This is a genomic window from Metabacillus litoralis, from assembly GCF_003667825.1.
Taxonomy (GTDB): domain Bacteria; phylum Bacillota; class Bacilli; order Bacillales; family Bacillaceae; genus Metabacillus; species Metabacillus litoralis_B.
The window spans coordinates 3,956,583-3,978,310 of the sequence record NZ_CP033043.1; the positions used below are offsets into that span (position 1 = coordinate 3,956,583).

The 21,728-nt window shown below is 38.1% G+C and carries 24 protein-coding genes; 4 read left to right on the forward strand and 20 right to left on the reverse strand.

Going from position 1 to position 21,728, the window contains the following annotated elements:
• Positions 1–38: 38 nt before the first annotated feature.
• The 5 genes from D9842_RS19325 to D9842_RS19345 form a co-directional block, all read right to left on the reverse strand.
• Entirely contained in the window at positions 39–554 is a 516-nt protein-coding gene (locus D9842_RS19325) for a YwhD family protein (RefSeq protein ID WP_121663932.1), read from the reverse strand.
• Positions 555–575: 21 nt separating this feature from the next.
• A complete protein-coding gene (locus tag D9842_RS19330) occupies positions 576–1,250 on the reverse strand; it encodes a site-2 protease family protein (RefSeq protein ID WP_121663933.1) in 675 nt (224 codons plus the stop codon).
• A 172-nt stretch (positions 1,251–1,422) separates the two neighbouring features.
• Positions 1,423–1,944, reverse strand: coding sequence for a YwgA family protein (locus D9842_RS19335; RefSeq protein WP_121665137.1), 522 nt, complete (start codon positions 1,942–1,944; stop codon positions 1,423–1,425).
• Between the two features lie 87 nt (positions 1,945–2,031).
• On the reverse strand, positions 2,032–3,330 hold the full coding sequence (locus D9842_RS19340; RefSeq protein WP_121663934.1) for an HD domain-containing protein: 1,299 nt from the start codon (positions 3,328–3,330) through the stop codon (positions 2,032–2,034).
• A 196-nt stretch (positions 3,331–3,526) separates the two neighbouring features.
• Positions 3,527–3,751, reverse strand: a complete 225-nt coding sequence (locus tag D9842_RS19345; RefSeq protein WP_121663935.1) for a YuzB family protein — start codon at positions 3,749–3,751, stop codon at positions 3,527–3,529.
• A gap of 359 nt (positions 3,752–4,110) precedes the next feature.
• Between D9842_RS19345 and D9842_RS19350 the strand changes: the two genes are divergently transcribed.
• Together D9842_RS19350 and D9842_RS19355 are read left to right on the forward strand one after the other, a co-directional pair.
• The gene (locus tag D9842_RS19350; RefSeq protein WP_121663936.1) at positions 4,111–4,893 is read left to right on the forward strand and encodes an RsfA family transcriptional regulator; all 783 of its coding nucleotides are present in this window, start codon (positions 4,111–4,113) and stop codon (positions 4,891–4,893) included.
• Positions 4,894–5,010: 117 nt separating this feature from the next.
• Positions 5,011–5,829: an EcsC family protein gene (locus tag D9842_RS19355; protein ID WP_121663937.1), complete on the forward strand. Its 819-nt coding sequence runs from the start codon at positions 5,011–5,013 to the stop codon at positions 5,827–5,829.
• A gap of 5 nt (positions 5,830–5,834) precedes the next feature.
• Here D9842_RS19355 and D9842_RS19360 read toward each other — a convergent pair whose 3' ends face one another.
• From D9842_RS19360 to pta, 8 genes are all read right to left on the reverse strand, one after another.
• On the reverse strand, positions 5,835–6,680 hold the full coding sequence (locus D9842_RS19360) for an octanoyl-[GcvH]:protein N-octanoyltransferase (RefSeq protein ID WP_121663938.1): 846 nt from the start codon (positions 6,678–6,680) through the stop codon (positions 5,835–5,837).
• A gap of 81 nt (positions 6,681–6,761) precedes the next feature.
• Complete coding sequence (speB, locus tag D9842_RS19365; RefSeq protein WP_121663939.1) at positions 6,762–7,751, reverse strand: agmatinase; 990 nt, start codon at positions 7,749–7,751, stop codon at positions 6,762–6,764.
• Positions 7,752–7,842: 91 nt separating this feature from the next.
• Positions 7,843–9,222, reverse strand: a complete 1,380-nt coding sequence (locus tag D9842_RS19370) for a sigma-54 interaction domain-containing protein (RefSeq protein WP_121663940.1) — start codon at positions 9,220–9,222, stop codon at positions 7,843–7,845.
• A 476-nt stretch (positions 9,223–9,698) separates the two neighbouring features.
• A complete protein-coding gene (locus tag D9842_RS19375) occupies positions 9,699–10,352 on the reverse strand; it encodes a cyclase family protein (RefSeq protein ID WP_121663941.1) in 654 nt (217 codons plus the stop codon).
• A gap of 3 nt (positions 10,353–10,355) precedes the next feature.
• On the reverse strand, positions 10,356–11,147 hold the full coding sequence (locus tag D9842_RS19380; protein WP_121663942.1) for a carbon-nitrogen hydrolase family protein: 792 nt from the start codon (positions 11,145–11,147) through the stop codon (positions 10,356–10,358).
• 8 nt (positions 11,148–11,155) lie between these two features.
• Positions 11,156–12,529 (reverse strand): purine-cytosine permease family protein, encoded by a 1,374-nt coding sequence (locus tag D9842_RS19385; protein WP_121663943.1) that lies wholly within the window; start codon positions 12,527–12,529, stop codon positions 11,156–11,158.
• A gap of 17 nt (positions 12,530–12,546) precedes the next feature.
• The gene (locus D9842_RS19390) at positions 12,547–14,004 is read right to left on the reverse strand and encodes an aldehyde dehydrogenase family protein (RefSeq protein WP_373995129.1); all 1,458 of its coding nucleotides are present in this window, start codon (positions 14,002–14,004) and stop codon (positions 12,547–12,549) included.
• Between the two features lie 925 nt (positions 14,005–14,929).
• Positions 14,930–15,898, reverse strand: coding sequence for a phosphate acetyltransferase (gene pta, locus D9842_RS19395; RefSeq protein WP_121663944.1), 969 nt, complete (start codon positions 15,896–15,898; stop codon positions 14,930–14,932).
• 276 nt (positions 15,899–16,174) lie between these two features.
• Between pta and hemQ the strand changes: the two genes are divergently transcribed.
• Positions 16,175–16,924 (forward strand): hydrogen peroxide-dependent heme synthase, encoded by a 750-nt coding sequence (gene hemQ, locus D9842_RS19400; RefSeq protein WP_121663945.1) that lies wholly within the window; start codon positions 16,175–16,177, stop codon positions 16,922–16,924.
• Positions 16,925–17,361: 437 nt separating this feature from the next.
• On the opposite strand, the gene D9842_RS19405 is transcribed toward hemQ, so the two are convergent.
• On the reverse strand, positions 17,362–17,832 hold the full coding sequence (locus D9842_RS19405; protein WP_257535912.1) for a GNAT family N-acetyltransferase: 471 nt from the start codon (positions 17,830–17,832) through the stop codon (positions 17,362–17,364).
• A 133-nt stretch (positions 17,833–17,965) separates the two neighbouring features.
• Here D9842_RS19405 and gerQ point away from each other — a divergent pair, with 133 nt between their 5' ends.
• A complete protein-coding gene (gerQ, locus tag D9842_RS19410; protein WP_121663947.1) occupies positions 17,966–18,442 on the forward strand; it encodes a spore coat protein GerQ in 477 nt (158 codons plus the stop codon).
• A 42-nt stretch (positions 18,443–18,484) separates the two neighbouring features.
• Here gerQ and D9842_RS19415 read toward each other — a convergent pair whose 3' ends face one another.
• From D9842_RS19415 to D9842_RS19440, 6 genes are all read right to left on the reverse strand, one after another.
• Positions 18,485–18,856: a DUF423 domain-containing protein gene (locus tag D9842_RS19415; RefSeq protein ID WP_121663948.1), complete on the reverse strand. Its 372-nt coding sequence runs from the start codon at positions 18,854–18,856 to the stop codon at positions 18,485–18,487.
• Between the two features lie 196 nt (positions 18,857–19,052).
• On the reverse strand, positions 19,053–19,352 hold the full coding sequence (locus D9842_RS19420) for a hypothetical protein (RefSeq protein ID WP_121663949.1): 300 nt from the start codon (positions 19,350–19,352) through the stop codon (positions 19,053–19,055).
• Positions 19,353–19,469: 117 nt separating this feature from the next.
• On the reverse strand, positions 19,470–19,772 hold the full coding sequence (locus tag D9842_RS19425) for a YwdI family protein (RefSeq protein WP_121663950.1): 303 nt from the start codon (positions 19,770–19,772) through the stop codon (positions 19,470–19,472).
• Positions 19,773–19,787: 15 nt separating this feature from the next.
• The gene (locus D9842_RS19430; protein ID WP_121663951.1) at positions 19,788–19,967 is read right to left on the reverse strand and encodes a uracil-DNA glycosylase; all 180 of its coding nucleotides are present in this window, start codon (positions 19,965–19,967) and stop codon (positions 19,788–19,790) included.
• Between the two features lie 109 nt (positions 19,968–20,076).
• The gene (locus D9842_RS19435) at positions 20,077–20,745 is read right to left on the reverse strand and encodes a uracil-DNA glycosylase (RefSeq protein ID WP_121663952.1); all 669 of its coding nucleotides are present in this window, start codon (positions 20,743–20,745) and stop codon (positions 20,077–20,079) included.
• The gene (locus D9842_RS19440) at positions 20,726–21,559 is read right to left on the reverse strand and encodes a glycosyltransferase family 2 protein (RefSeq protein WP_121663953.1); all 834 of its coding nucleotides are present in this window, start codon (positions 21,557–21,559) and stop codon (positions 20,726–20,728) included. Before D9842_RS19440 ends, D9842_RS19435 begins: the two co-directional genes overlap by 20 nt.
• Positions 21,560–21,728 lie beyond the last annotated feature (169 nt).

The window sequence follows — 21,728 nt, forward strand, 5'->3', positions numbered from 1 at the left end:
ACTTATTTGTTCACGTAATTTTCACACTTTGGACAAATTTATTGAGCCGTGTTCAAATCGTCCTTTAACTTTTGCTCAGAATTCTCCCACATATTTGGATCATGTTTTTTCAGAAAATCTGTAAGAATTTCTTTTGAACGGTCATCCATATGATCAACGATAATATGTCGTTTGAGCGATTTATCCATACGATTTACATGCTCCGGAAGAGATTTGTATCCCCTTCTAATGCTTCGGTCGACTGTCATTTCACAAGCTGTTACTCCTGCATAATAAGGACCTTCTGTTTTGCGGTCAATCGTCACCCACACTAACCAATATGGCTTACCATTTGGTACTTCTTCTTTCGTTTTCAGAAATTTAATTCCCTTTTCTACAACACTTCTTGCATGCATCGCGCCAATATCAACAAAGGCTTCTCCTTCTTCGATATCAACAAAAACTGGTGAAACATTATCAAGGCTGAGCGCTCCAACACCGAAGCCGCCATGACCATCTGTTGGATCACTTTTTATAATATTAAAGCCAATGCCTTTTTTCTTTTTCTCTTCCATATTGAACCTCCTAACTTGTTTTTACAATAAAGGACTAAGTAAAAAGTGAAATATGTCCATCACGATTGCTCTTCCTACTTCAAATACGGGTTGAATAATATACGCATCTAATGGTGTAATCACAAGGATTAAGAAAATAATGATTCCATAGCTCTCATACTGTGTCATCTTTGAGCGAATATGTGTTGGTGCTAAATCCTCGATAATTCTGTATCCATCTAGTGGTGGAAACGGAAGCAAATTAAAAATAAATAAAATCACATTAAGAGACACAAAAATATTAAAAAACTGTTCAAGGCTTGTTACCACATTGTCAGGCAGCGCAGAAACAGCATTCGTTGTTAATAATATATACCAAATGGCTGTTCCTATAAAAGCAATCACTAAGTTACTTAACGGACCGGCGATGGAAACCAACACACCAGCCAAGCGTGGACGTTTGAAAAAGTAACGATTTACCGGGACAGGTCTTGCCCAACCAAACCCAGCAATAAAAATAAGGATCGTACCGAATGGATCTAAATGGGCCAATGGATTTAGTGTTAATCTCCCCTGCCGCTCTGCAGTTGGATCACCGAATTTATAAGCCACATAGGCATGGGCGAATTCATGAAAAGTAAAAGCCACCATAAGTGTAATAATCACATATGGAAACATCTCTAATGGAAACGCTAAAAAGCTACTTAAGTCGTTCATCTTTAACCCCTTTGGTTTTAAATGTATGTAGAGATCACTCTATTATATGTTTTATCTTATCCATTCATTATTCTTCTAGCTTAACATGTTACATGCTAGATGTTCGAATAAAGTATACTATATTTAGCCAAAAATGAAAAAAGAGGAGCCCGTAAAAAAACCGCCAAAAATATTAATTTTTGACGGCCTCATTTTTCACAAGATTTTTGATTGATTTAATATAGTCATATGCATCAGCAATTTCTTCTTCGGTATAGCGCTGCTTGCTTTTTAGCGTGAATACTTTTTCCTTCACTTCTTCTTCTGTTAGTCCTTCAAAGTATAAAACGGTTGAGACTAATTCTAGAAAGCGGGAACTTTGTTCATTTAAATTTAGCATACATTCCTTAAACTGTGGCATGTCCAGGTCATAGTGTCCAAGAAATTCACTTCCCGTATCTGTTAAGGAATATCTGTATTGAAAATATCCACCCTTTTTTTCATGAACTTCCTCTAAAAAGCCTAGGTTGCAAAGCTCTTCAATTCGTAAAATAAGCTCTTCTGAATATGGTCCGTAAAAGTGGAAATTGTATTTTTCATAAAAAGGCAGATCAATCTTTTTTGCAATATAAATCATCTTTTGCAGTTTTTTCCGACCAATGATTTCCCCAGCAGATGAAATAACCTTCATCAGCTTTGCATGTTCTTTCATCAATGCCCCGTCATCTCCTAACTCTTTCTTTGTTTCATCGTTAAAAAAATTTATGTCTAGTCTCAAGATGAGGACGTGTCATTCCTCTTTCTATTTATCTAAGTTCAATAACTCAAGAATCTTCTTCTTAGCAGCCTTTTTCGTTGAAAAGTCCTCCAATAAGTCCAATGGAAAATATAATTTATGGTCCGTTCTTCTTTTTCCAGAAATGGCATCCACAATCTCTGATTCTCTTGATAATTCTCGCAAATCACCGTTAGACATTAATAAATGAATAGGTAACCGTTCTTCTTCTTCACCTGGACGGTAAAAATCATAAGGGAGATCTGAGGAGGAATCTACAACAAGGTAGTATTCCGGATCAATTCCAGCCTTTTTAAATAGAGTTGTGAGCTCCATTAGTGTCATCATTTGGACATTTGGATTGAACTCCACATATTTAAAGAGCTGACGGTTCATAAAACGACAGCATAAATCACGTAAAATATGATCGTCTTCATCTTGCCAAGCTTGGAAATAATACAAAATAATGGATTCATCCAGCTTTAAGTAATCCTGAAGAGTTAGCTCTTCTTCAAATAAGGAATAAAAATGAATAGGATCATGTTTGAAGGTATAAAACTCTTGGTGGAGTTGTTTTGCACGATGAAGGATTTTGGTTAAAATCACTTCAGCACTGCGAGTAACCGGGTGAAAATACACCTGCCAATACATTTGATATCGGCTCATAATGTAGTCCTCAACGGCATGCATACCACTGCTTTTAATGACAACCTGATCCTCACGAGGTCTCATTACCCGTAAAATCCGCTCCATATCAAAGTGGCCATAGCTAACACCAGTGTAGTAAGCATCACGTTGCAGATAATCCATACGGTCAGCATCAATCTGGCTAGATATTAAACTAACAACCTGTTTCTTTTCATAGGTTTTGGCAATAACCTCTGCGACCTTTTTAGGAAAATCATCTTCCACTTCTTTTAACACTGAGTTCACCTCAGTATCTCCTAGTATAATCGCCTGAGTAAAATCTTCATGATCAAGATGGAATACCTTTTCAAATGAGTGAGAAAACGGACCATGACCTAAATCATGTAATAAGGCCGCACAAAGGCATAACAGCCTTTCTTCATCATCCCATTCCGGTCTTCCATTAAAAACATCATCAACAATTCTGCGCACAATCTCATACACACCTAATGAATGGTTAAATCGACTATGCTCAGCACCATGAAAGGTTAGATAGGTTGTCCCTAATTGACGTATTCTTCTTAAACGCTGAAATTCCTTCGTACCGATCAGATCCCAAATGAGCTTATCACGTACATGAATATAGCGGTGAACGGGATCCTTAAATACCTTTTCTTCAGACAACTTTCTATTTTTCATTGTCTTCCACTTCCGTTCTAACTTAATCACTAATACCTAATCTTTCTCTCATCACTACATCTATTATATCGGGTTCCATTCGACAATCCCACCCATAATTCGGAAATCCGTTCGACAAACTTCGGGAAGTGACAGGCACCAAAAAACCCGGCCCACCAAACAAAAACATCACCATGTAAACCGGTACAAGGTGATGTTATTTTCCCAATTTCTTCTCGATCTTTTCGATAAGTTCGTCTTCTGTTGGTGCAGCTAGTGGCCGGTTGTTTACGAAGGCGAATGCTTTTTTTCTGCCTGGTCCACAGTAGGATTGACATGCAATGTCTATTGTAGCTTCTGAATCTATTTTTTTTAATTTTGGTATGAGTGTTTTAATGTTTGTTGCTTGACAATCATCACAAATTCGAAATTCATTTGCCATCGATGATCCAGTCCCTTCTCTATTCGAACAGTACTTTCTACCGTTTTTTCACTAAGAGACATTTTACCTTGATTCGACCAGTGATGCAAGTAAGCTGAAGCTTGTCCTTTTACTATTTCATTTCCTTCAGCGGGTTCATTTTCCATTTCTTTTCCTAAACATGAATAAAAATGGTTATAGTAGATTATAAAAGTGAAAGATATTCACCAATTTCCACAGCCAAATACAGGAAATATTTATTAGTTTAGAAAAAATCTACTATCCTCTTAAGAAAATTGTATAAAACAACTCATTCTTGTCCATGCTTAGTAACAGTTAATAGTAAACAATATTTATTTCATATAGGGAGTTGGACATTTATGAAACAAAGACAAGACGCATGGTCAGAAGAGAATGATTTATTACTAGCCGAAACGGTTTTACGACATGTTCGTGAAGGAAGCACACAATTAAATGCATTTGAAGAAGTTGGAGATAAGTTAAATCGTACTTCTGCTGCATGTGGGTTCCGCTGGAATGCTGTTGTTCGTCACGACTATGAAAAAGCATTACAACTAGCGAAAAAGCAACGCAAACAAAGAATGAGAGCTTTAGGAAAAGGACAACCTGTTAAAAAGCAATTACTTTATACACCAGATGCTCCTTCAGTAGATGTAGAAGATTTCGATGAGCAAGAAGAGCAATCAATGATGTCGATGTCTGCATTAGAAAGCCATATGGCAGAGGTAATGCCTGCAGATGAAGATGTATCTACTTCATTTACAAAACAAGCACAACCAGCGCCAGTAAGACAACCTGTTGCCACTCAGCAAGCTCAAGCTACTACTAATAGATTAACAATGGATCAAGTTATTGCATTCTTGCAGTCTTATAAAACAAACAACGTTCAATCAGAAGCACTAAAAAGTGAAAACCTTCGTTTAAAGCGTGAAGTTCAAGAGCTCTCTTCACAAAATGATGAGCTACAAAAGAAAGTTGACCGATTAGAACAAGATACCGTTACAGTTCAAGAAGACTATGAAACATTAATGAAAATCATGAACCGCGCAAGAAAGCTTGTTCTATTTGATGAAGAAGACCGCACAGTGCCAACTACATTTAAAATGGATCGCAATGGAAATTTAGAGAAAATGGCTGAATAAATGCTAGTAGAAGACGTGATGATCACGTCTTTTTACATTTTTTAAAAACTTTCATGAAACTCTACTGAATCTTCATTCGTATATAGTGATCATATTAAGTGAAAAGGTTGGTTTAACATGGAAAATCAAAATTGGCTGCAATCAGAATTAAAGGTCATCGAAAAATGGGAGCAGGATCAAAAAGGCATTTGGTTTTGGGAGCGAATTGGTCGCCTTCCTTTTAAGCTATTAGATAAAATCACTCCAGCTTTTATTCAAAAAAAGATTGGTGTTCTTTTAGATGAATTAGGGCAATTCGTCCAAACTGGTGGACAATATTTAACACAGGAAAAACTCGTGTTAGGAAAGCTGAGAAAGAAAGCTGGTAACGAAGCTTTAACACTTCCCGACATTTCCAGTCTTCCTCTTGCAACAATGGATGAAGTAGGAGAAGAGTTAAAATCAAACCGCAGCAAGCTTGCGACCATTCAAGGAGCAACAACAGGGGTCGGCGGAATTTTCACCCTTGCCATTGATATTCCCGTTCTACTCGGTCTTTCATTAAAAACGCTTCAAGAAATAGCGATCACATATGGATATGACCCAAGCAAACGTGAGGAACGAATTTTCATTGTAAAATGCCTTCAGTTTTCTTCTGCCGATATTGTGGGAAAACAGGCGATATTAAATGAATTATCATCGTTCTACAAAAGAAATGAAAACACAAATAATGAAATGATCTCACAGCTTCAAGGCTGGCGTGAGGTTGTTTACACTTACCGCGATCAATTTGGGTGGAAAAAACTACTGCAAATGGTGCCAATCGCAGGCATTGTATTCGGGGCACTAACAAATCGCTCTATGATTCACGATTTATCAGAAACAGCGATTATGTTGTACCGGAAAAGAAGAATACTAGAAAAACTAGATGCATACGAAAAAGAGTTAGCTGAGTAAGTCAGCTAACTCTTAAATATTTTTTCATTACGATCGATCATTCGCACCAAATTTTGTTGGAAACGCAGCTGTTCATCCACTGTAAGAGATGATGAAATCAGCTCCTGACTATGTTCCTTCAAGGTAAGAAGCAGTTCTAACAGCATCTTTTCAACCGTTAGCTCTACTTGAAGTAAATCACTAAGTGATGACATCGTTTCCGGTTTAATCACTGGAAACGTGAACTTCGTTTGTTCATTTTTTAAAGAGAGCTCATAAAATTGACGAATTAGGTCCGCCCTGTCTTCGCCGCTGCCTGTTACACAAAGGTAAATCTGGACCGCTACTCCACCGCGCAGCCTTCTTTGTGAAATCCCTGCAAATTTCTTGCCATTTATACTTAAATCATAGCTACCAGGACAATAAGAACCAACAATTTCACGTGCTTCAATCTTCGTATCATATTTTTTTAGCATCAGCCTGATTAAATCAAGCATCGCATCATAGCCACGATCAATATCAATTCCTTTTTCACTATCAGGGAAAATGAGCGATATATTTAATACATCCTTATCTAATACAACCGCAAGGCCCCCGGAATTTCGAACAATCACATGAAATCCTTGGTTTTTGAGAAATTGTACACCTTCCTCTAAATATGGAAGCTTGGTATCTTGGATTCCCAGCACAATCGTTTGATGATGCACCCACGTTCTCACTGTTGCTGGTGACTCATTTTTTCCAACACTTGCACACAATGTGTCGTCAATTGCAAACGAGTGCTTCGCATCAAATTGCGGTCCCAGGCTTGATTGATCAATGATCCGCCATTGTGGCTGATGGATTAAAGAGGAAGGTAATAGATTGGTCATGAGAATTACTCCTTAAAACAGTTTCGTTCATTCATTATACCACTATTATTCTTCATTCTATCCTCATTTTCGTTTCCAAATCTAAATCCCGTTATTCACCTCTACTTGTTCTTCTGAGGCTCCTTCTATCAATCTTCGTTTTTTTAACGCAACTAAGCTAATCATCTCAAATGCTACCGCTGATGCCAGTGCAGCAGTAATTTCGCCATGATCATAGGCAGGAAGCACTTCCACAAGATCAAATCCAACTAAGTTAAGACCATCAAGTGCTCTCACATATTCTAATGCTTCGTGACTCGTTGGACCGGCAACCTCAGGGGTACCAGTTCCAGGCGCATAAGCAGGATCGACAAAATCAATATCAAATGTTACAAAAACAGGACGATCTTTTCCTATTCGTTCATGAATACGACGAATAACCTCGTCCTGACCAAGCTTTCTTGTTTCACTCATCGTGATTACCTCAAAGCCCAGATCTTTAGCATCCTGGATATCACTTGGACCATATAAAGGACCTCGCATGCCGATTTGAATAGAATGATCAACATCAAGTAATCCTTCTTCAACCGCCCGACGGAATGGTGTTCCATGTGTGTATTTTTCTCCATAATAATGATCCCACGTATCACCATGTGAATCAAAATGAACCAATGCAACCGGGCCATATTTTTCATGAAAAGCACGTAAATTTCCTAATGAAATAGAGTGGTCTCCTCCTAAAATAATCGGCACAATTCCTTTATCTAAAATTGGCTTTAAGCCTTGCTGCATTCGGTCATACGTTCTTAGCACATTACCTGGAACAATATCGATATCTCCGTAATCCACACCAGAGCAATAATCAAAGATATTAATATCCTGATCAGGATTATAAGGTCTTAGTAAAACAGAAAAATTACGAATATGCTGCGGGCCGTAGCGTGTTCCCACGCGGTTTGTTGCCGCTGTATCAAAAGGTACTCCAACCACAACAAAATCAACAGAATCAGTTGTTGGAAGATGCTCTAATCTCATAAATGTTCGGATACCAGAAAAACGCGGTGATTGGGAAGAATCTTTTGGTTGATACATTGTGAATCGACTCCTTTTTATCATTAATTTTTAATGAGTACAAAAATAAAAAAGCATGACATTATCTGTCATGCAAAATCCGTGCCACCTATTAATCTATGTTATATTTTTTTAGCTTTCTCACTGCTGTTGGTTGACTAATTCCAAGCTTTTCAGCGATTTTTGTAGTCGTGATAAATTTTTCCTTTGCTTGTAGAAATACCTTTCCCTCAACTTTTTCTAAAATGTCCTTTAACGAGGTACTTTCTAAATGATAAACAATGTCGGAATTGCTTTCTGATCGGTACGATTCTGGCAAATTATCTACAGAGATTAACTGACTTGGAGTGGTTACAACGAGCCGCTCTAATAAATTCATTAACTCGCGAACATTGCCCTTCCATTTATGGTTGATCAGATGCTCCATGACGGCATCATCCAATTCTCTTGTTCGATGATATTTTTGAGAAAAATAATCTAAAAAATAATAGATCAGCGGAACAAGATCCCCGCTTCTTTCCTGTAACGACGGCACATGAATCGGCACAACATTTAACCGAAAATATAAATCTTCTCGAAATAACTTTTGCTCGACCAACTCTTGGAGATGTTGATTTGTTGCAGCAAGCAACCGGAAATCAACTTTTCTTAACTTTGTGCCACCAACACGGTAAAACTGCTTTTCTTGAATTAATTTTAATAGCTTTACTTGATTTTCAAGAGAAAGCTCGCCTACTTCATCTAGAAAAAGTGTCCCTCCTTCTGCAAGCTCTGCTAGCCCCATTTTTCCGCTTCTACTTGCACCCGTAAAGGATCCAGCTTCATAGCCAAAGAACTCCGCTTCAAATAATGATTGTGGAATGGCCCCGCAATTCACCTCAATAAATGGCTTTTTCTTTCGCGGGCTTAAGTTATGTATGTATTTGGCAATTAGTGATTTACCAACACCGGACTCTCCTAACAATAAAACATTCACATCAACATCTGATACCTGCTTTGCCATTTGCAGCGTCATTTTCATTTTTTTATCTTCAGCAATTAAGCCATCTGCAGACAGCTGTTCCCTCTTTAACGATTGAATCTCGTCTTTCACACGCGTCATTTCATCTTCCATTTTTGATAAATAGCTTTTCATCGTTAATAATTCCGTTACGTCATGTGAGTAGCTAACAACACGGTGAATGTCACCACTTTTGTCCACAACAGGAATACCAGTAACCAAGAGCTTTTTCCCTTTATTCGTGCTTTGGACAATTGTTACTTTTTCTTTTTTCTTCAACACGATCGGGGTGATGGCTGGAGAAAATACACCTTCACTTTCCAGCTCATAAACTGTGCGTCCAATTAGCTGTTCATAAGGAATTTGGTAGATTTCTGCTGTAGCTTGTGTGGCACGCAGAATAACACCTTGTTCGGTTGTGACGAGCAAATCATCTTTTAGAGAATTCAAAATTTCCTCTGCATCAGTAGTTGTGCCCACTGCTTCCTTCATCGTATCACCACCTCTTTTGGATTATTCATCTATGTATAGTATATTCATTTTTGAATAGTCAGTCTATTTGTTTTTCGTGGAATGGTTGGCTTAATTCATACTATGAGTAACTTGGCAGTGCATTTTATGGTGGAAACTGAAGTGATTTGCTAGTTCGATAGATATACAGGAGCTATTTTATGATGGAGATCGTGTGGGATGGTCCTGGGTGACTCTGATTTTCTTAGTATTGGGTTGGAGGCCGGATGTTTCGTTTTTTTCTTGTCTCGATTCTCCTAGTATCTGGACTCATTCGGACGCTTTGGGCTCTTTCTTGTCTCGATTCTTCCTGTATCGGAACATAACCCAGCACACTTCTCTTTTTCTTGTCTCAATTCGGTTGAAGACCAAATCATTGATCTTTCCCCCTCCCAACTCACACCAGCTACTCCTTCCAACATCCACAAAAAAGGTCAGGGACCACCGTCCCCAACCATCTATTCTTCCATTTCAATCGCAATCGCTCGTACCGGAGATCCGTCAATCCCCTTTAACTTTAACGGCAATGCGATAATGAATGGATTTGGAAAATCAATAAGATCAAAGTTTGTGAAGTTTTCCCCGATGATTCCATTTACCTTTGTGATTAAATCATGTCCCTCAAACGAGCTTCCATCTGGAGGGTCAATATTTAAAGCATCAATAAAGAAGGTTTTTATCCCTCTGCTCAATAGCTCCTCAATGACCTCAGGTTTTAGATAAGGATGTTCAAAATAAGCTGGCTGACCAAGATACTTTGACCAGCCCGTATGAAATAAAGCAATATCTCCTTCCTGACAATGAGGTAACTTTTCCATCATATCTTCTAATGTAATGGCCTCTTTTTTGTTTTTGCCGGTTACATCAAACAAAATGCCTCTGCCCATAAACTGCTGAAGCGGCACCTCATCGATTTTTTGGCCATCGTTATGAAAATGATATGGTGCATCGACGTGTGTGCCGGTATGTGAGCCAATTTTTAATAAACTAACATTGTAGCCGTCTCGTTCAAATGTGGCAGCAGGCTGCAGTGATGGCTCTGGATCCCCCGGGTAGATTGGGGTTTGTTCTGTAATCGATATTGACAGGTCAACGACCTTTTTCATGTTCATCTCCTACCTTTTGAATAAATCCTCGCGGAAGTCTGCTTTCATGGTGAAAAATGACTCTTGAAGCTTTTTTCTTTGATTAAAATCAAGTGATGCGAATAAAAGCGTTTCTTCCTTTTTCTCCGATTTGACCATTACTTTTCCATCTGGCCCATAGATTGCTGATTTTCCAAAAAAGTCTAGATTATTAGAAAGACCAATATGGTTACAGGTTGCTATAAAGACTGTATAATCAATGGCTCTTGCTCTGGCAAATAGCTCGTAAGGTTCATGATGTGGAGATTCCCAAGCGCTTGGGGCAAGAATAACCTCTGCCCCTTTTTGAGCTAGCGCCTTTGCTAAGTCAGGAAAAGCCAGGTCCCAACATGTCATCAAACCAATCTTACCTATTTCAGATTCTACAACTACAATTTCTGATCCTGCTGTAAAAAACTCCTTTTCAAGGGGTGTTAAATGAATTTTTCGGTAGTTTGCGATTTTTTCACCCTTTGAGTTAATCACCATTAAAGAGTTATAGATCATGTTAGCATCTTCTTTTTCAACATATCCGTAAGCAATGATGATTTTTTCTCTCTTGGCAACCTCTGACATGATTTGAAAATGTTCTCCGGCCGCATGATCAGCTACATCTTGTAGTTCTTTTGTTAAAAAGTAGCCTGTTGTACATAATTCAGGAAAGAGAATTATTTCAACATTCTGATATTTATTTTTACACCATCCTACTTGCTGAGCCATTTTCTCTAGATTCTTTTTACTGTTTCCATTCGTATATTGTGATTGCACAATTGCTACATTCATCCTGCCGCTTACACATCCAATCTCGTAGTTGTTACTTCATCCGTTACTGTCGACTTTGTTACCTGCTTTGTTGCATACATGAATGCTCCATAAACTATGCCAGAAAAAACAAATGTTAAAATAGTGGATCCTACACTTAATGGTTTAATGTACGTGAAATAAAACGCAAATATTGCTCCAGCAATGTAAGAAACATAGGCCACATAGTTGATGCCGCTTTGGTAATGATATAATTTTTTCGTGTTTGACACGAGCTCCTCCGCGTCATAACGACCTTTTTTCAAAATGAAGAAGTCAACAATGACGATTGCAAATACTGGGATAAATAGTGTTGCAATTAACAAAACAAAATCAAAGAAATTTGTCATTAATGCTTCTTTCATTAATGCACCAAGTGTACAGACAATCCCCAAAAGCAAACCAGGCTTCCAGAATCCAAACTTCGTGAAAACATTCATAAATGACATTGTCGCACTGTATAAAGCCATAACATTTGTTGATAAAACTGAAAAGAAAACAACAATCGAAGCCACTAATCCAAACCCGTACTGTGTTAATAAAACAGTTGGGTCATAGGTTTGTTCCATTCCATTTATAATACTAAACCCACTAACCGCAGCTCCCATCCCCATTGCAATTAAAGAAGCCACTACATAACCAGCAAATGTACCAATCATCCCCTTTTTCCCATCCTTACAATAACGGTTAAAATCACAAACAGAAGACATCCAAGAAAAGGCCGTAGCCACCACTAAATCAAAAGCAATAACAGCTGTTAGAGCTGGATTTTCACTTAATGTCATCGTAACAAGTGCCCCGGCATCATAGCTTGTAAATAATTTATAAAAAACAAGTGCAGACAAAATCAGCATAGCAATAGACACATATTTTTCAATGCTTTCGACGCCTTTATGGCCATAGATTGTAATCGCAACAACTAGGATTTCAGTAAGAATAACAAATAGATTAATATTGCTATAACCAAATGCATAATTAACAGCATAGTTTAAGCTCAGTCCCGCCATATAAGCCTGAATCCAGCTCCAGCCAACTAAGATAATTGTATTAACAATTGCCGGGAGAACGGCTCCTTTTTGACCGAAAGACGCTCTCGTAATCACCATCGTAGGAAGTCCTGTACGAGTTCCAATCAAGCCTGTCATTGCCAAAGGAATGGCTCCGATTGCAGAGCCTAGTAAAATAGCAATAACAGCATCTTTAAACGAAATATCAGGTAAAAACATCATCCCCGTCATAACGGACGTAATGACCACATTGGCTGCGAGCCAAAGGGCAAACGTACTAAACAAGCCCATCGTTCTTTCATTGCTCTTTGTTGGTAATATACTGTCTCTTCCAAATCCCTCTAAAACCTTTGCCATGCACTCATCCCCTTGAATTAGTTATTTTTAAAGCTATACCAACCAAGCTGCCCAATTTCTTCTGATGTATTTACATGCTTTGTTTCTGTGAATGAAGCTAAGCCTTGTGGTCCCAGCTCTCTGCCAATCCCGCTTTGCTTAAACCCTCCCCATGGCGCTTCAATATAAGGAGTATGGTAGCTATTAATCCAGATGGTACCCGCCTTAATTTTCGAGGCGATTTCCCTTGCCGTTTGTGCATTAGCGGATAAAATTCCTCCTGCTAAACCAAATTTTGTTCCATTTGCCAGTTGAATGGCTTCTTCTTCGCTTTTAAAGGTTTGAACCGTTACAACAGGACCAAATATTTCTTCCTGAACAATTTTCATCTGCTGATCGACATTTGTGAAAATCGTCGGCTCAATAAAATAACCTGGGCGTTCAATTCTTTTTCCTCCATAAGCAATGGTTGCCCCTTCTTCCATACCGGTCGATATATAGTGCTGAACTTTTTCTAAATGCTGAGCAGACACTAATGAGCCTAGTTCAGTTTGCTCTTGCTCCGGATCGCCAATTCTAATGTTAGATGTGTACTCAACAAACTTTTGTAAAAAGTATTCATATATTTTTTCATCAACAAGAATCCTTGAAGATGCCACACATACTTCTCCTTGATTAAAAAATGCCCCAAACACAGCCCACTCAACAGCCTTCTCAAGATCAGCATCAGCTAAGATGATAAGAGGTGATTTTCCACCGAGCTCCAAAGATACTCTTTTGAATGAACTTGCACACTGTTCATTAATTTTTCGACCTGTGTCTGAGCTGCCTGTAAAGGAAATCTTATCAACGTCCTCACTTTCAACGATGATCTTTCCTAGGGCACCATCTCCGAGAACTAAGTTAAACACCCCTTTAGGAATGTCTGTCTCAGCAATTAATTGTGTAAACTTCAGAAAAGATAATGGAGTTACTTCAGAAGGTTTAAACACAACCGTGTTTCCTGCTGCCAATGCTGGTGCCAGCTTCCACAATCCTAGCAGAAGCGGAAAATTCCAAGGCACAATTAATCCACAAACACCAATTGGCTCTTGAATAACCTCACTTACCGTTCCATCGCTCATTTCTATTTTTTTAGGCTTCGTTTCACGAATTAAATTGGCGTAATAACGAATACAGTTAACACCATCTTCCACATCGATCTCTGCTTCTCGGAGGGGTTTCCCTGTATTTTCCGATTCAATTTTAGCAAGCTCATTCTTTGACTCTTCTAATAGTTGGGCTAAATGAGTTAATGCTCCTGCACGCTTTTCTAAATTTGTCGCCCAATCAGATTGATCAAAAGCCTTTCTAGCTGCTGAAATGGCATGAATGGTTTGGTCTCTACTAGCTTCTTTTACTGTAGTGATGACCTCTCCCTTTGCTGGATTTATAACCTGTCGCTGAGTTCCCTCTCCTGCCAACCACTGATCATTTATAAATAAGTCCTTAATGATAATCACTCCTTGCTTTTTTGATAGCTTACTAGTTTTAATGCAAATACCATGCCAAGTTGAGGGTAGAGTTTATGAAAATTCTAATTTGTCTCTTGTATCATCTTGCAATAAAGGATTTTTGGGTGCATGTTTGATGTTACATTTTCTGACACGGGAGTTTTTGGTGTATGCGGTTGCAATTTGAGAAGTCTTGGTTGTTATTCAAAATTGAATAGGTTGGGGATGGTGATGGGGCGTGGCGGTGAATACGAATGGGGGTGGATGGAGTTTTGAAGATTTGGTTGTGGTTTTATGGGTATGAAGTACGTTTTCTCGCTTTTTCCTTGTGAAATTGGTCTTCATCATGGGTATGATGACTGTTTGAGCGGCTTTTCCTTGCGGTTTTGGTCTTCATCATGGGTATGATGACTGTTTGAGCGACTTTTCCTTGTGGTTTTGGTCTTCATCATGGGTATGATGACTGTTTGAGTGGCTTTTCCTTGTGGTTTTGGTCTTCATCATAGGTATGATGACCGTTTTCTATTTAATCACCTGCTATTTCGGTCTTCATTACAAATATGAACGACATTTCCTAGCTGTTCTCGATCGGTTTTGTCGTTCATCACCCCTATGTACGACACTCTATCTCTAATCCGCTCCCTTTTTGTCGTTCATCACCCCTATGTACGACACTCCCTCTCTGATCCGCTCCCTTTTTGTCGTTCATCACCCCTATGTACGACACTCCATCTCTAATCCGCTCCCATTTTGTCGTTCATCACACCTATGAACGACACTCCGCCTCTGATCCGCTCCCATTTTGTCGTTCATCACCCACATGAACGACATTCCATCTCTGATCCGCTCCGGTTCTGTCGTTCATCACCCTATCAAAAATAAAAAGACGCAAATTCTTTAATAGAATTCACGTCTCATCATTCATATTTTAAGCTTGTGCTGCTGTGATTAATGCTAATTTGTAAACATCTTCTGCGTTACAGCCGCGTGATAGGTCGTTTACTGGTTTGTTTAATCCTTGTAGGATTGGGCCGACTGCTTCGAAGTTTCCTAAGCGTTGAGCGATTTTGTAGCCAATGTTTCCAGCTTCAAGGCTTGGGAAGACGAATACATTTGCATCACCTTTGATCACTGAGTCTGGTGCTTTCTTTTCAGCTACTGAAGGTACAAATGCTGCGTCGAATTGGAATTCTCCGTCTAGTACGATGCTAGAGTCAAGACCTTTTGCGATTTCAACAGCTTGTGACACTTTTTCTGTTTCAGGTGATTTTGCTGATCCTTTTGTTGAGAAGCTTAGCATGGCTACACGTGGATCAATGTTAAACATTTTAGCTGTTTCTGCACTTGCGATCGCGATTTCTGCAAGATCCTGACTGTCTGGAGCAATATTGATTGCACAATCTGCAAAAACGTACTTTTCATCTTCACGTACCATGATGAATACACCAGATGTTTTTTTGATGCCTTCTTTAGTTTTGATGATTTGAAGAGCTGGACGGACAGTGTCAGCTGTTGAGTGTGCTGCACCACTTACAAGTCCGTGCGCTTTTCCAAGGTGAACAAGCATTGTTCCGAAGTAGTTTTCATCTAATAGGATTTTGCGCGCATCCTCTTCCGTTGCTTTTCCTTTTCTTCTTTCAACAAACGCAGCAACAAGCTCGTCCATTTCTGCATAGTTATGTGGATCATGAATTTCTACACCATCTAAAGTTAAGTTTAATTCTTTTGCTTTGTTTGTTACTTCTTGCTCGTTACCAACTAAGATTGGCTGTAGAATTCCTTCACCAGCTAAGCGATTTACAGCTGTTAAAATTCTTTCATCTAAACCTTCCGGAAAAACAATTTTCATTCCTTGTCCTTTAACTTTTTCTTTTAATGTCGCAAATAAATCTGACACAAAAAAACCTCCTTGAGTATGTAAGAGAAATGCTTCCTTAACTAGGATACTCCACTTATTCTTAATTTCAAACCGTTCTGTCACACTGTAACGCTTACATCAAAATTTTTTTAATTTCAAAAAAATCTGTTAAATTTACCTCTTCTACTTTTGGAGTTTTCCACTAATCCTAAGAATTTACTCTTTGTTGTTCAAGTTTTATTCACATGGTGAAATGGACAAGATATGATATAGTAAATGTGTACATAACGAATTCATAAATAGGAGTGAATATATATGAGTGAAGCAGCACAAACCTTGGATGGCTGGTATTGTTTACATGATTTCCGCACTGTTGATTGGTCTGCATGGAAGCTGTTATCTAGCGATGAGCGCGAGGCTGCCATTAATGAGTTTTTAGGTTTACTAGAAAAATGGGGCGTTGCGCAAGATGCGGAGCAAGGAAGTCATGCTCTTTATTCCATTACTGGTCAAAAAGCAGATTTCATGATGATGATTTTGCGCCCAACAATGGAAGAGCTAACTGAAATTGAGCTTGAGTTTAATAAAACGACGCTTGCTGAATTTACGATTCCTGCTTATTCTTATGTTTCAGTTGTTGAGCTAAGTAATTACTTAGCTGGTGAAAGCAACGAAGATCCTTATCAAAATCCACATGTTCGTGCACGTCTTTATCCAAAACTACCAGAAGCAAAATACGCTTGTTTCTATCCTATGGATAAACGCCGTCAAGGCAATGACAACTGGTATATGCTTTCCATGGAAGAGCGCCGCGATATGATGAAAAGCCACGGTTTAATTGGTCGTTCTTACGCTGGTAAAGTCAAGCAAATCATTACAGGCTCTGTTGGCTTTGATGATTATGAGTGGGGAGTTACGCTTTTCGCTGAAGATGTACTTCAATTCAAAAAGCTTGTTTATGAAATGAGATTTGATGAAGTTAGTGCTCGCTACGGAGAGTTTGGTTCTTTCTTCGTTGGAAACATCTTAAGTACTTCTAAATTGAATGACTATTTTCAGGTTTAATAAGTGATACAAAATCTGACTCTGTGATTGTAAAAGGTTCGGTTTTTTAAGTACAAAATTCGAATCAACATTGCTTTTCGTATCATAATTGCACTAGGATTAAAAAGCATTTTGGCAAGTTTATCAGAAAATAAAAATGCTTGGAGACATATACGCTCCAAGCATTTTTATACCACCAAGATAAGCACCCATAAAAATGATTTTCAAATCTTAAAGAATCTCCAGAAATTAAGCGGAGAAAGTCCTCTTAATGAGGAAATAGAACGAAAAATAGATTAAATAGACGGAAAGATTCCTCCTATCTTATCCAAAAAGACGAAAATAGGCCATTTTACTTTGCTTAACCGGAAAAATTCCGCTTATATCCGCCAACCTTGTTCCATTCTTCAGTTTAAACGGAAAAACTCCGCTTATTTAACTACGTTACTATCCTCGAGTCAGTTTTTTAGCTTTTTCTCATAGCAATCTATTTCTCTTCCTGCTTTAAACGGCTTCGTATCGTAATAGCTAAATCCTAGTGATTCCCAGAAAGCTTTTGCATCCCTATTGTTTTTTAAAACCCCAAGTCTAATTGCGTGCTTTCCTGAGTTCTTAATACCTTTCTCAAAAAGGTGATAAGCCCTTTTTCCAAATCCCTTTCCTTTCCATTGTTCATGAATCATAAGCAATCCTAGCCACGGATACTGATCCTTCGGGTTTTCTGGTAAATAATCGATTAAGCCAATGTAATCTTGATCAGCTTTTATAAAATAGCTATATGTAGCTGGGTTCAGAAACTCTTTTTTTATTTCCTTCATTGATCGAGTTTCCCTCCCATTTTCTAACACATTGTAGGCTTTATTTGAGAGGACAATTTCTTGCACCTTTTTCATTTTATCCTTTGTTATTTCTTCTAATGTCATTGTCATCAATAGCTTCTCCTTCATTATTTTTGTTAGAAAGGCATAAGTTGCTTGTTCGCAACATACGTATGAATGAGCAAAGATTGAGAAAAGATCCCTTTGGTTTTATCACTTATTAAATTTTTAGGAGGGTTATTATATGACTAAAAGATTTCAACAACCTCAACAACCTTACGGATATGACACAACTGGTGTTCAACCAGCACAACAAATGCCGATGCAAATGCAAATGCAGCAAGCAGGTTATCCACCTTCTGCTACATACTATCCTGGTCAATTTGGGCAAGTACCACAGTTTCCACAGCAGCAGCAACCGGGTGTAGCACAATATATCCCTGGCATGCTTCCTTTGGAGGAATCTTATGTTGAAAATATTTTACGTTTAAATCGTGGAAAAATCGCAACTGTTTATATGACATTTGAAAATAACCGTGAGTGGAATGCGAAAATTTTCAAAGGTGTTATTGAAGCAGCAGGGCGTGATCACCTTATTTTAAGTGATCCTCAGACAGGTATGCGTTATTTACTTCTAATGGTTTACTTAGATTATGTAACATTTGATGAAGAGCTTCAATATGATCCACAATACGCATTAGCATCATATCAACCAAGATAATAATACAAAAAGAAGGCTGACATGTTTGTCAGCCTTCATCTTTTATAAATACCTGATTGCCGCATATCCTAAAAGCAGCCAGCCTGCTAAGAAAGCTAAGCCTCCTAATGGAGTGATTGCTCCTAAGATACTAATTTGTGTCACACTTAATACATACAAGCTTCCAGAGAAAAGGATAATCCCAATTAAAAATAACCATCCTGCTGTTGTGAATACACCAATATTGGCGAACTTATCCACTAGAAAAGCAATGACAAACAATCCTCCGGCATGGAACATTTGATAAGTCACACCAGTTTGCCATGTTTTTATGTATTTCTCCGGAATTTTTCCTTCTAGACCATGTGCACCAAAGGCACCTAATGCTACCGCTAAAAATCCGTTAATTGCTCCTAAAAGAAGAAAAAGCTTCATATCAGGCTCCACCTCCAATTGATTACTCTTTCATCTTACCGTAGAATGGTTTAAATTCAATGGGGAAATACAGAGATTGTATGACAATCTTATGTAAGGTTAAAAAAATCGGGATTATCGCCATATTAAATGTGAACGCCTTAGTTTTTCTTATATACTTTCTAAATCGTAAAAAAGAGCCACATAATGGGCTCCCTTAACGATTTTGCAAATAGACTTTTAACACATCAGATACTCGCTGTTCGTTTTCGACAGCTTTAATATAGTAATGGTCACCATCAAGATAGGATTCGAAGTTTTTAACTCCTTCATTTTTTAAAAAATCATCAATATCTTGAACAGACTCCTGTGCTGTTAATAAATATTTTTGACCGATATAATCTTGGTTTACATAAACATCATAGCGATCTTGGGCAATCTTTGTTGGAGCTGGGTCATTTAATAGCCCCATATCAAAGCGTCCTCTTCCCATGTTAAATAAATCATCATATGCCATGTTTCTAACCTCCTGTACAATGTTACTATCATTGTGTCCTGATTAGATAAGAATATGATGGATTTCCTTTGAGATATTGCTTCATTTTATGGAAGTTGGGGGAAATTCGCGATCAGCTTAAAAGTCGAAAAGCGAATCACCGTTAGCATCTTCTTCTTTAACCGGTTTTTCACTTGTAGGATTTTTAACAACCGTTGACATATTCCCCATCATTTTTTGAAGCTCTAGGTGGTTGATTTCACTTGATGATGGTGATGATAATGCTTGAACTTGTACCTCTGACTTTTCATCAAGAATGATTTCACATAGTGATTGAATGACGGCTACTTTTTCACGTACTTCTTTAGAAGATGAGCTGTTTTTTGCCTTCATTAGCTCAGCTTCCATTTTACTTAATAGTTTTGATACAGGTATGTTCACTTTTTATTCCTCCAACTAAGCCTTAATTGCTTTTTGTTCATATTTTAAACACGCCATACCAGATGATTTTTTAACCGTGATGGCAGGTCTGGCTGCTGATTTAAATCCGTATGCACGACAGCCGTTCGGAAACCGCGTATCCCAAGTAACATAAAAATGCTTACACTTTATACAGTTTATTGGTGTTTCCTTCATGTTTTAATACTCCTTTTTTATAATGCTGTTTTTAATACAAATTAGCGTAAGTATAGGTTCCGTTCCATTGCGCTCCACTATCTGTTTAAAAATCATTAAAAACAACATTCTATAAAGACCAATCAATTTCTTCTATATTTTGACTACGTAGATAGTCATTTGTTTTAGAAAATGGTTTACTTCCAAAAAAGCCTTTTCGGGCAGAAAACGGACTAGGATGTGCGCTTTCGATGACGAAGTGCTTTGATGAGTTGATGAGCTGCATTTTTTGTTGAGCATGTTTTCCCCACAGAATAAAGACAATGGGTTGATTTCTTTGGTCTAGTTTTTTGATAATTTCATCAGTGAACATTTCCCATCCCTTTTTTGCATGTGAAGCTGGTTCTCCTTTTCTTACAGTTAATACTGTGTTTAAAAGGAGTACACCTTCCTTAGCCCATTTTACTAATGAACCGTTTTCCGGTAATGAACAATTTATATCATCTTGAAGCTCAATGTAGATATTCCGTAAAGAAGGGGGTAGCTTAACACCCGGCTGAACTGAAAAGCTTAAGCCTTGTGCCTGTCCTTCCCCATGATATGGGTCTTGTCCGAGAATCACAGCTTTCACCTTATCATAAGGAGTTTCGTTCAACGCACGAAAGATGTTTTCACGTTCAGGAAAAATGGTTTGTTGTTCATATTCCTCACGTAAGAAGTCTAGCAGCTCCTTAAAATAATCAGACTGAAACTGCTCTCCTAACATGCTGTCCCAGCTTTTATCCATTTGTAATTTCATTGCTCTCCTCCTGTTGACTATAGCGCGTGAAGACTGGTTTTCCGTCCCATACCCGTTTTGTTTCTGCTTCGCGGTCTTTCATTTCTGGTTCTTCTAGAAGCACAAAGAAGTTTTTCGTTGGCAAATCTCCTAATTGATGCTTCTCACATAAACGATCTAAATACATTTTGCGTTTTAAGCCTAAATCTGCGGACTGATTTGTCCCATCTTCAGAAAATGCATAGATAACACTAGCCATTGGTATTCTTTTCACTGAGCAAGCCTCTGCAGCTCTTAAGAAAAAATCCCAATCCCAGTAATTATGAACATCTGGATCAAATAAGCCAATTTTATCATGAAGCTCTTTTTTATAAACACTTCCTGATGGTACAAATGTTGAAAACTTCTTCATTTCTGCTAGATTATATTGATAAGCAAAAAGCTGTCGTTTAAAAGGATAACGGGTGTTTTCTCTTTTTTCGAATTGAACAATCTCTGCATCAAAATAAACAAAATCAGCATGTTGGAGCCCTATTACCGCCTGCTCCAAATGAGTCTCCGTTATAAAATCATCATCATCACAAAGCATGATCGCATCACCCGTTACATGTTTAACTCCAATATTTCTTGCACGAACATGCTTAACATTTTCCGTTAATTCGATAGCTTTAATCGGCAATTCACTATACAAAGAAACTAGTGGTTCTGTGCTTTCACCAGCATCATTTACAATAATAACCTCATGTGGAAGAACGGTTTGTCGAGCTATTGACTCAAGAAGCTCCGCCAATTCTGCCAAACGATTATATGTCACAATCACAATTGATATTTTCATACGATCACCTTTTCTTCATTATCCTTTTATTTTAACAAACTCTACTAGTCCTTTTATAGAAAAAACCTTCTATGACCTATTGGCTATTTTTTACACTATCAAAAAGTATAAGTTTTTATGGATGATAGTATAAGAAAAACTAAGGATGTTTGATCAAGAAAATTCGGGG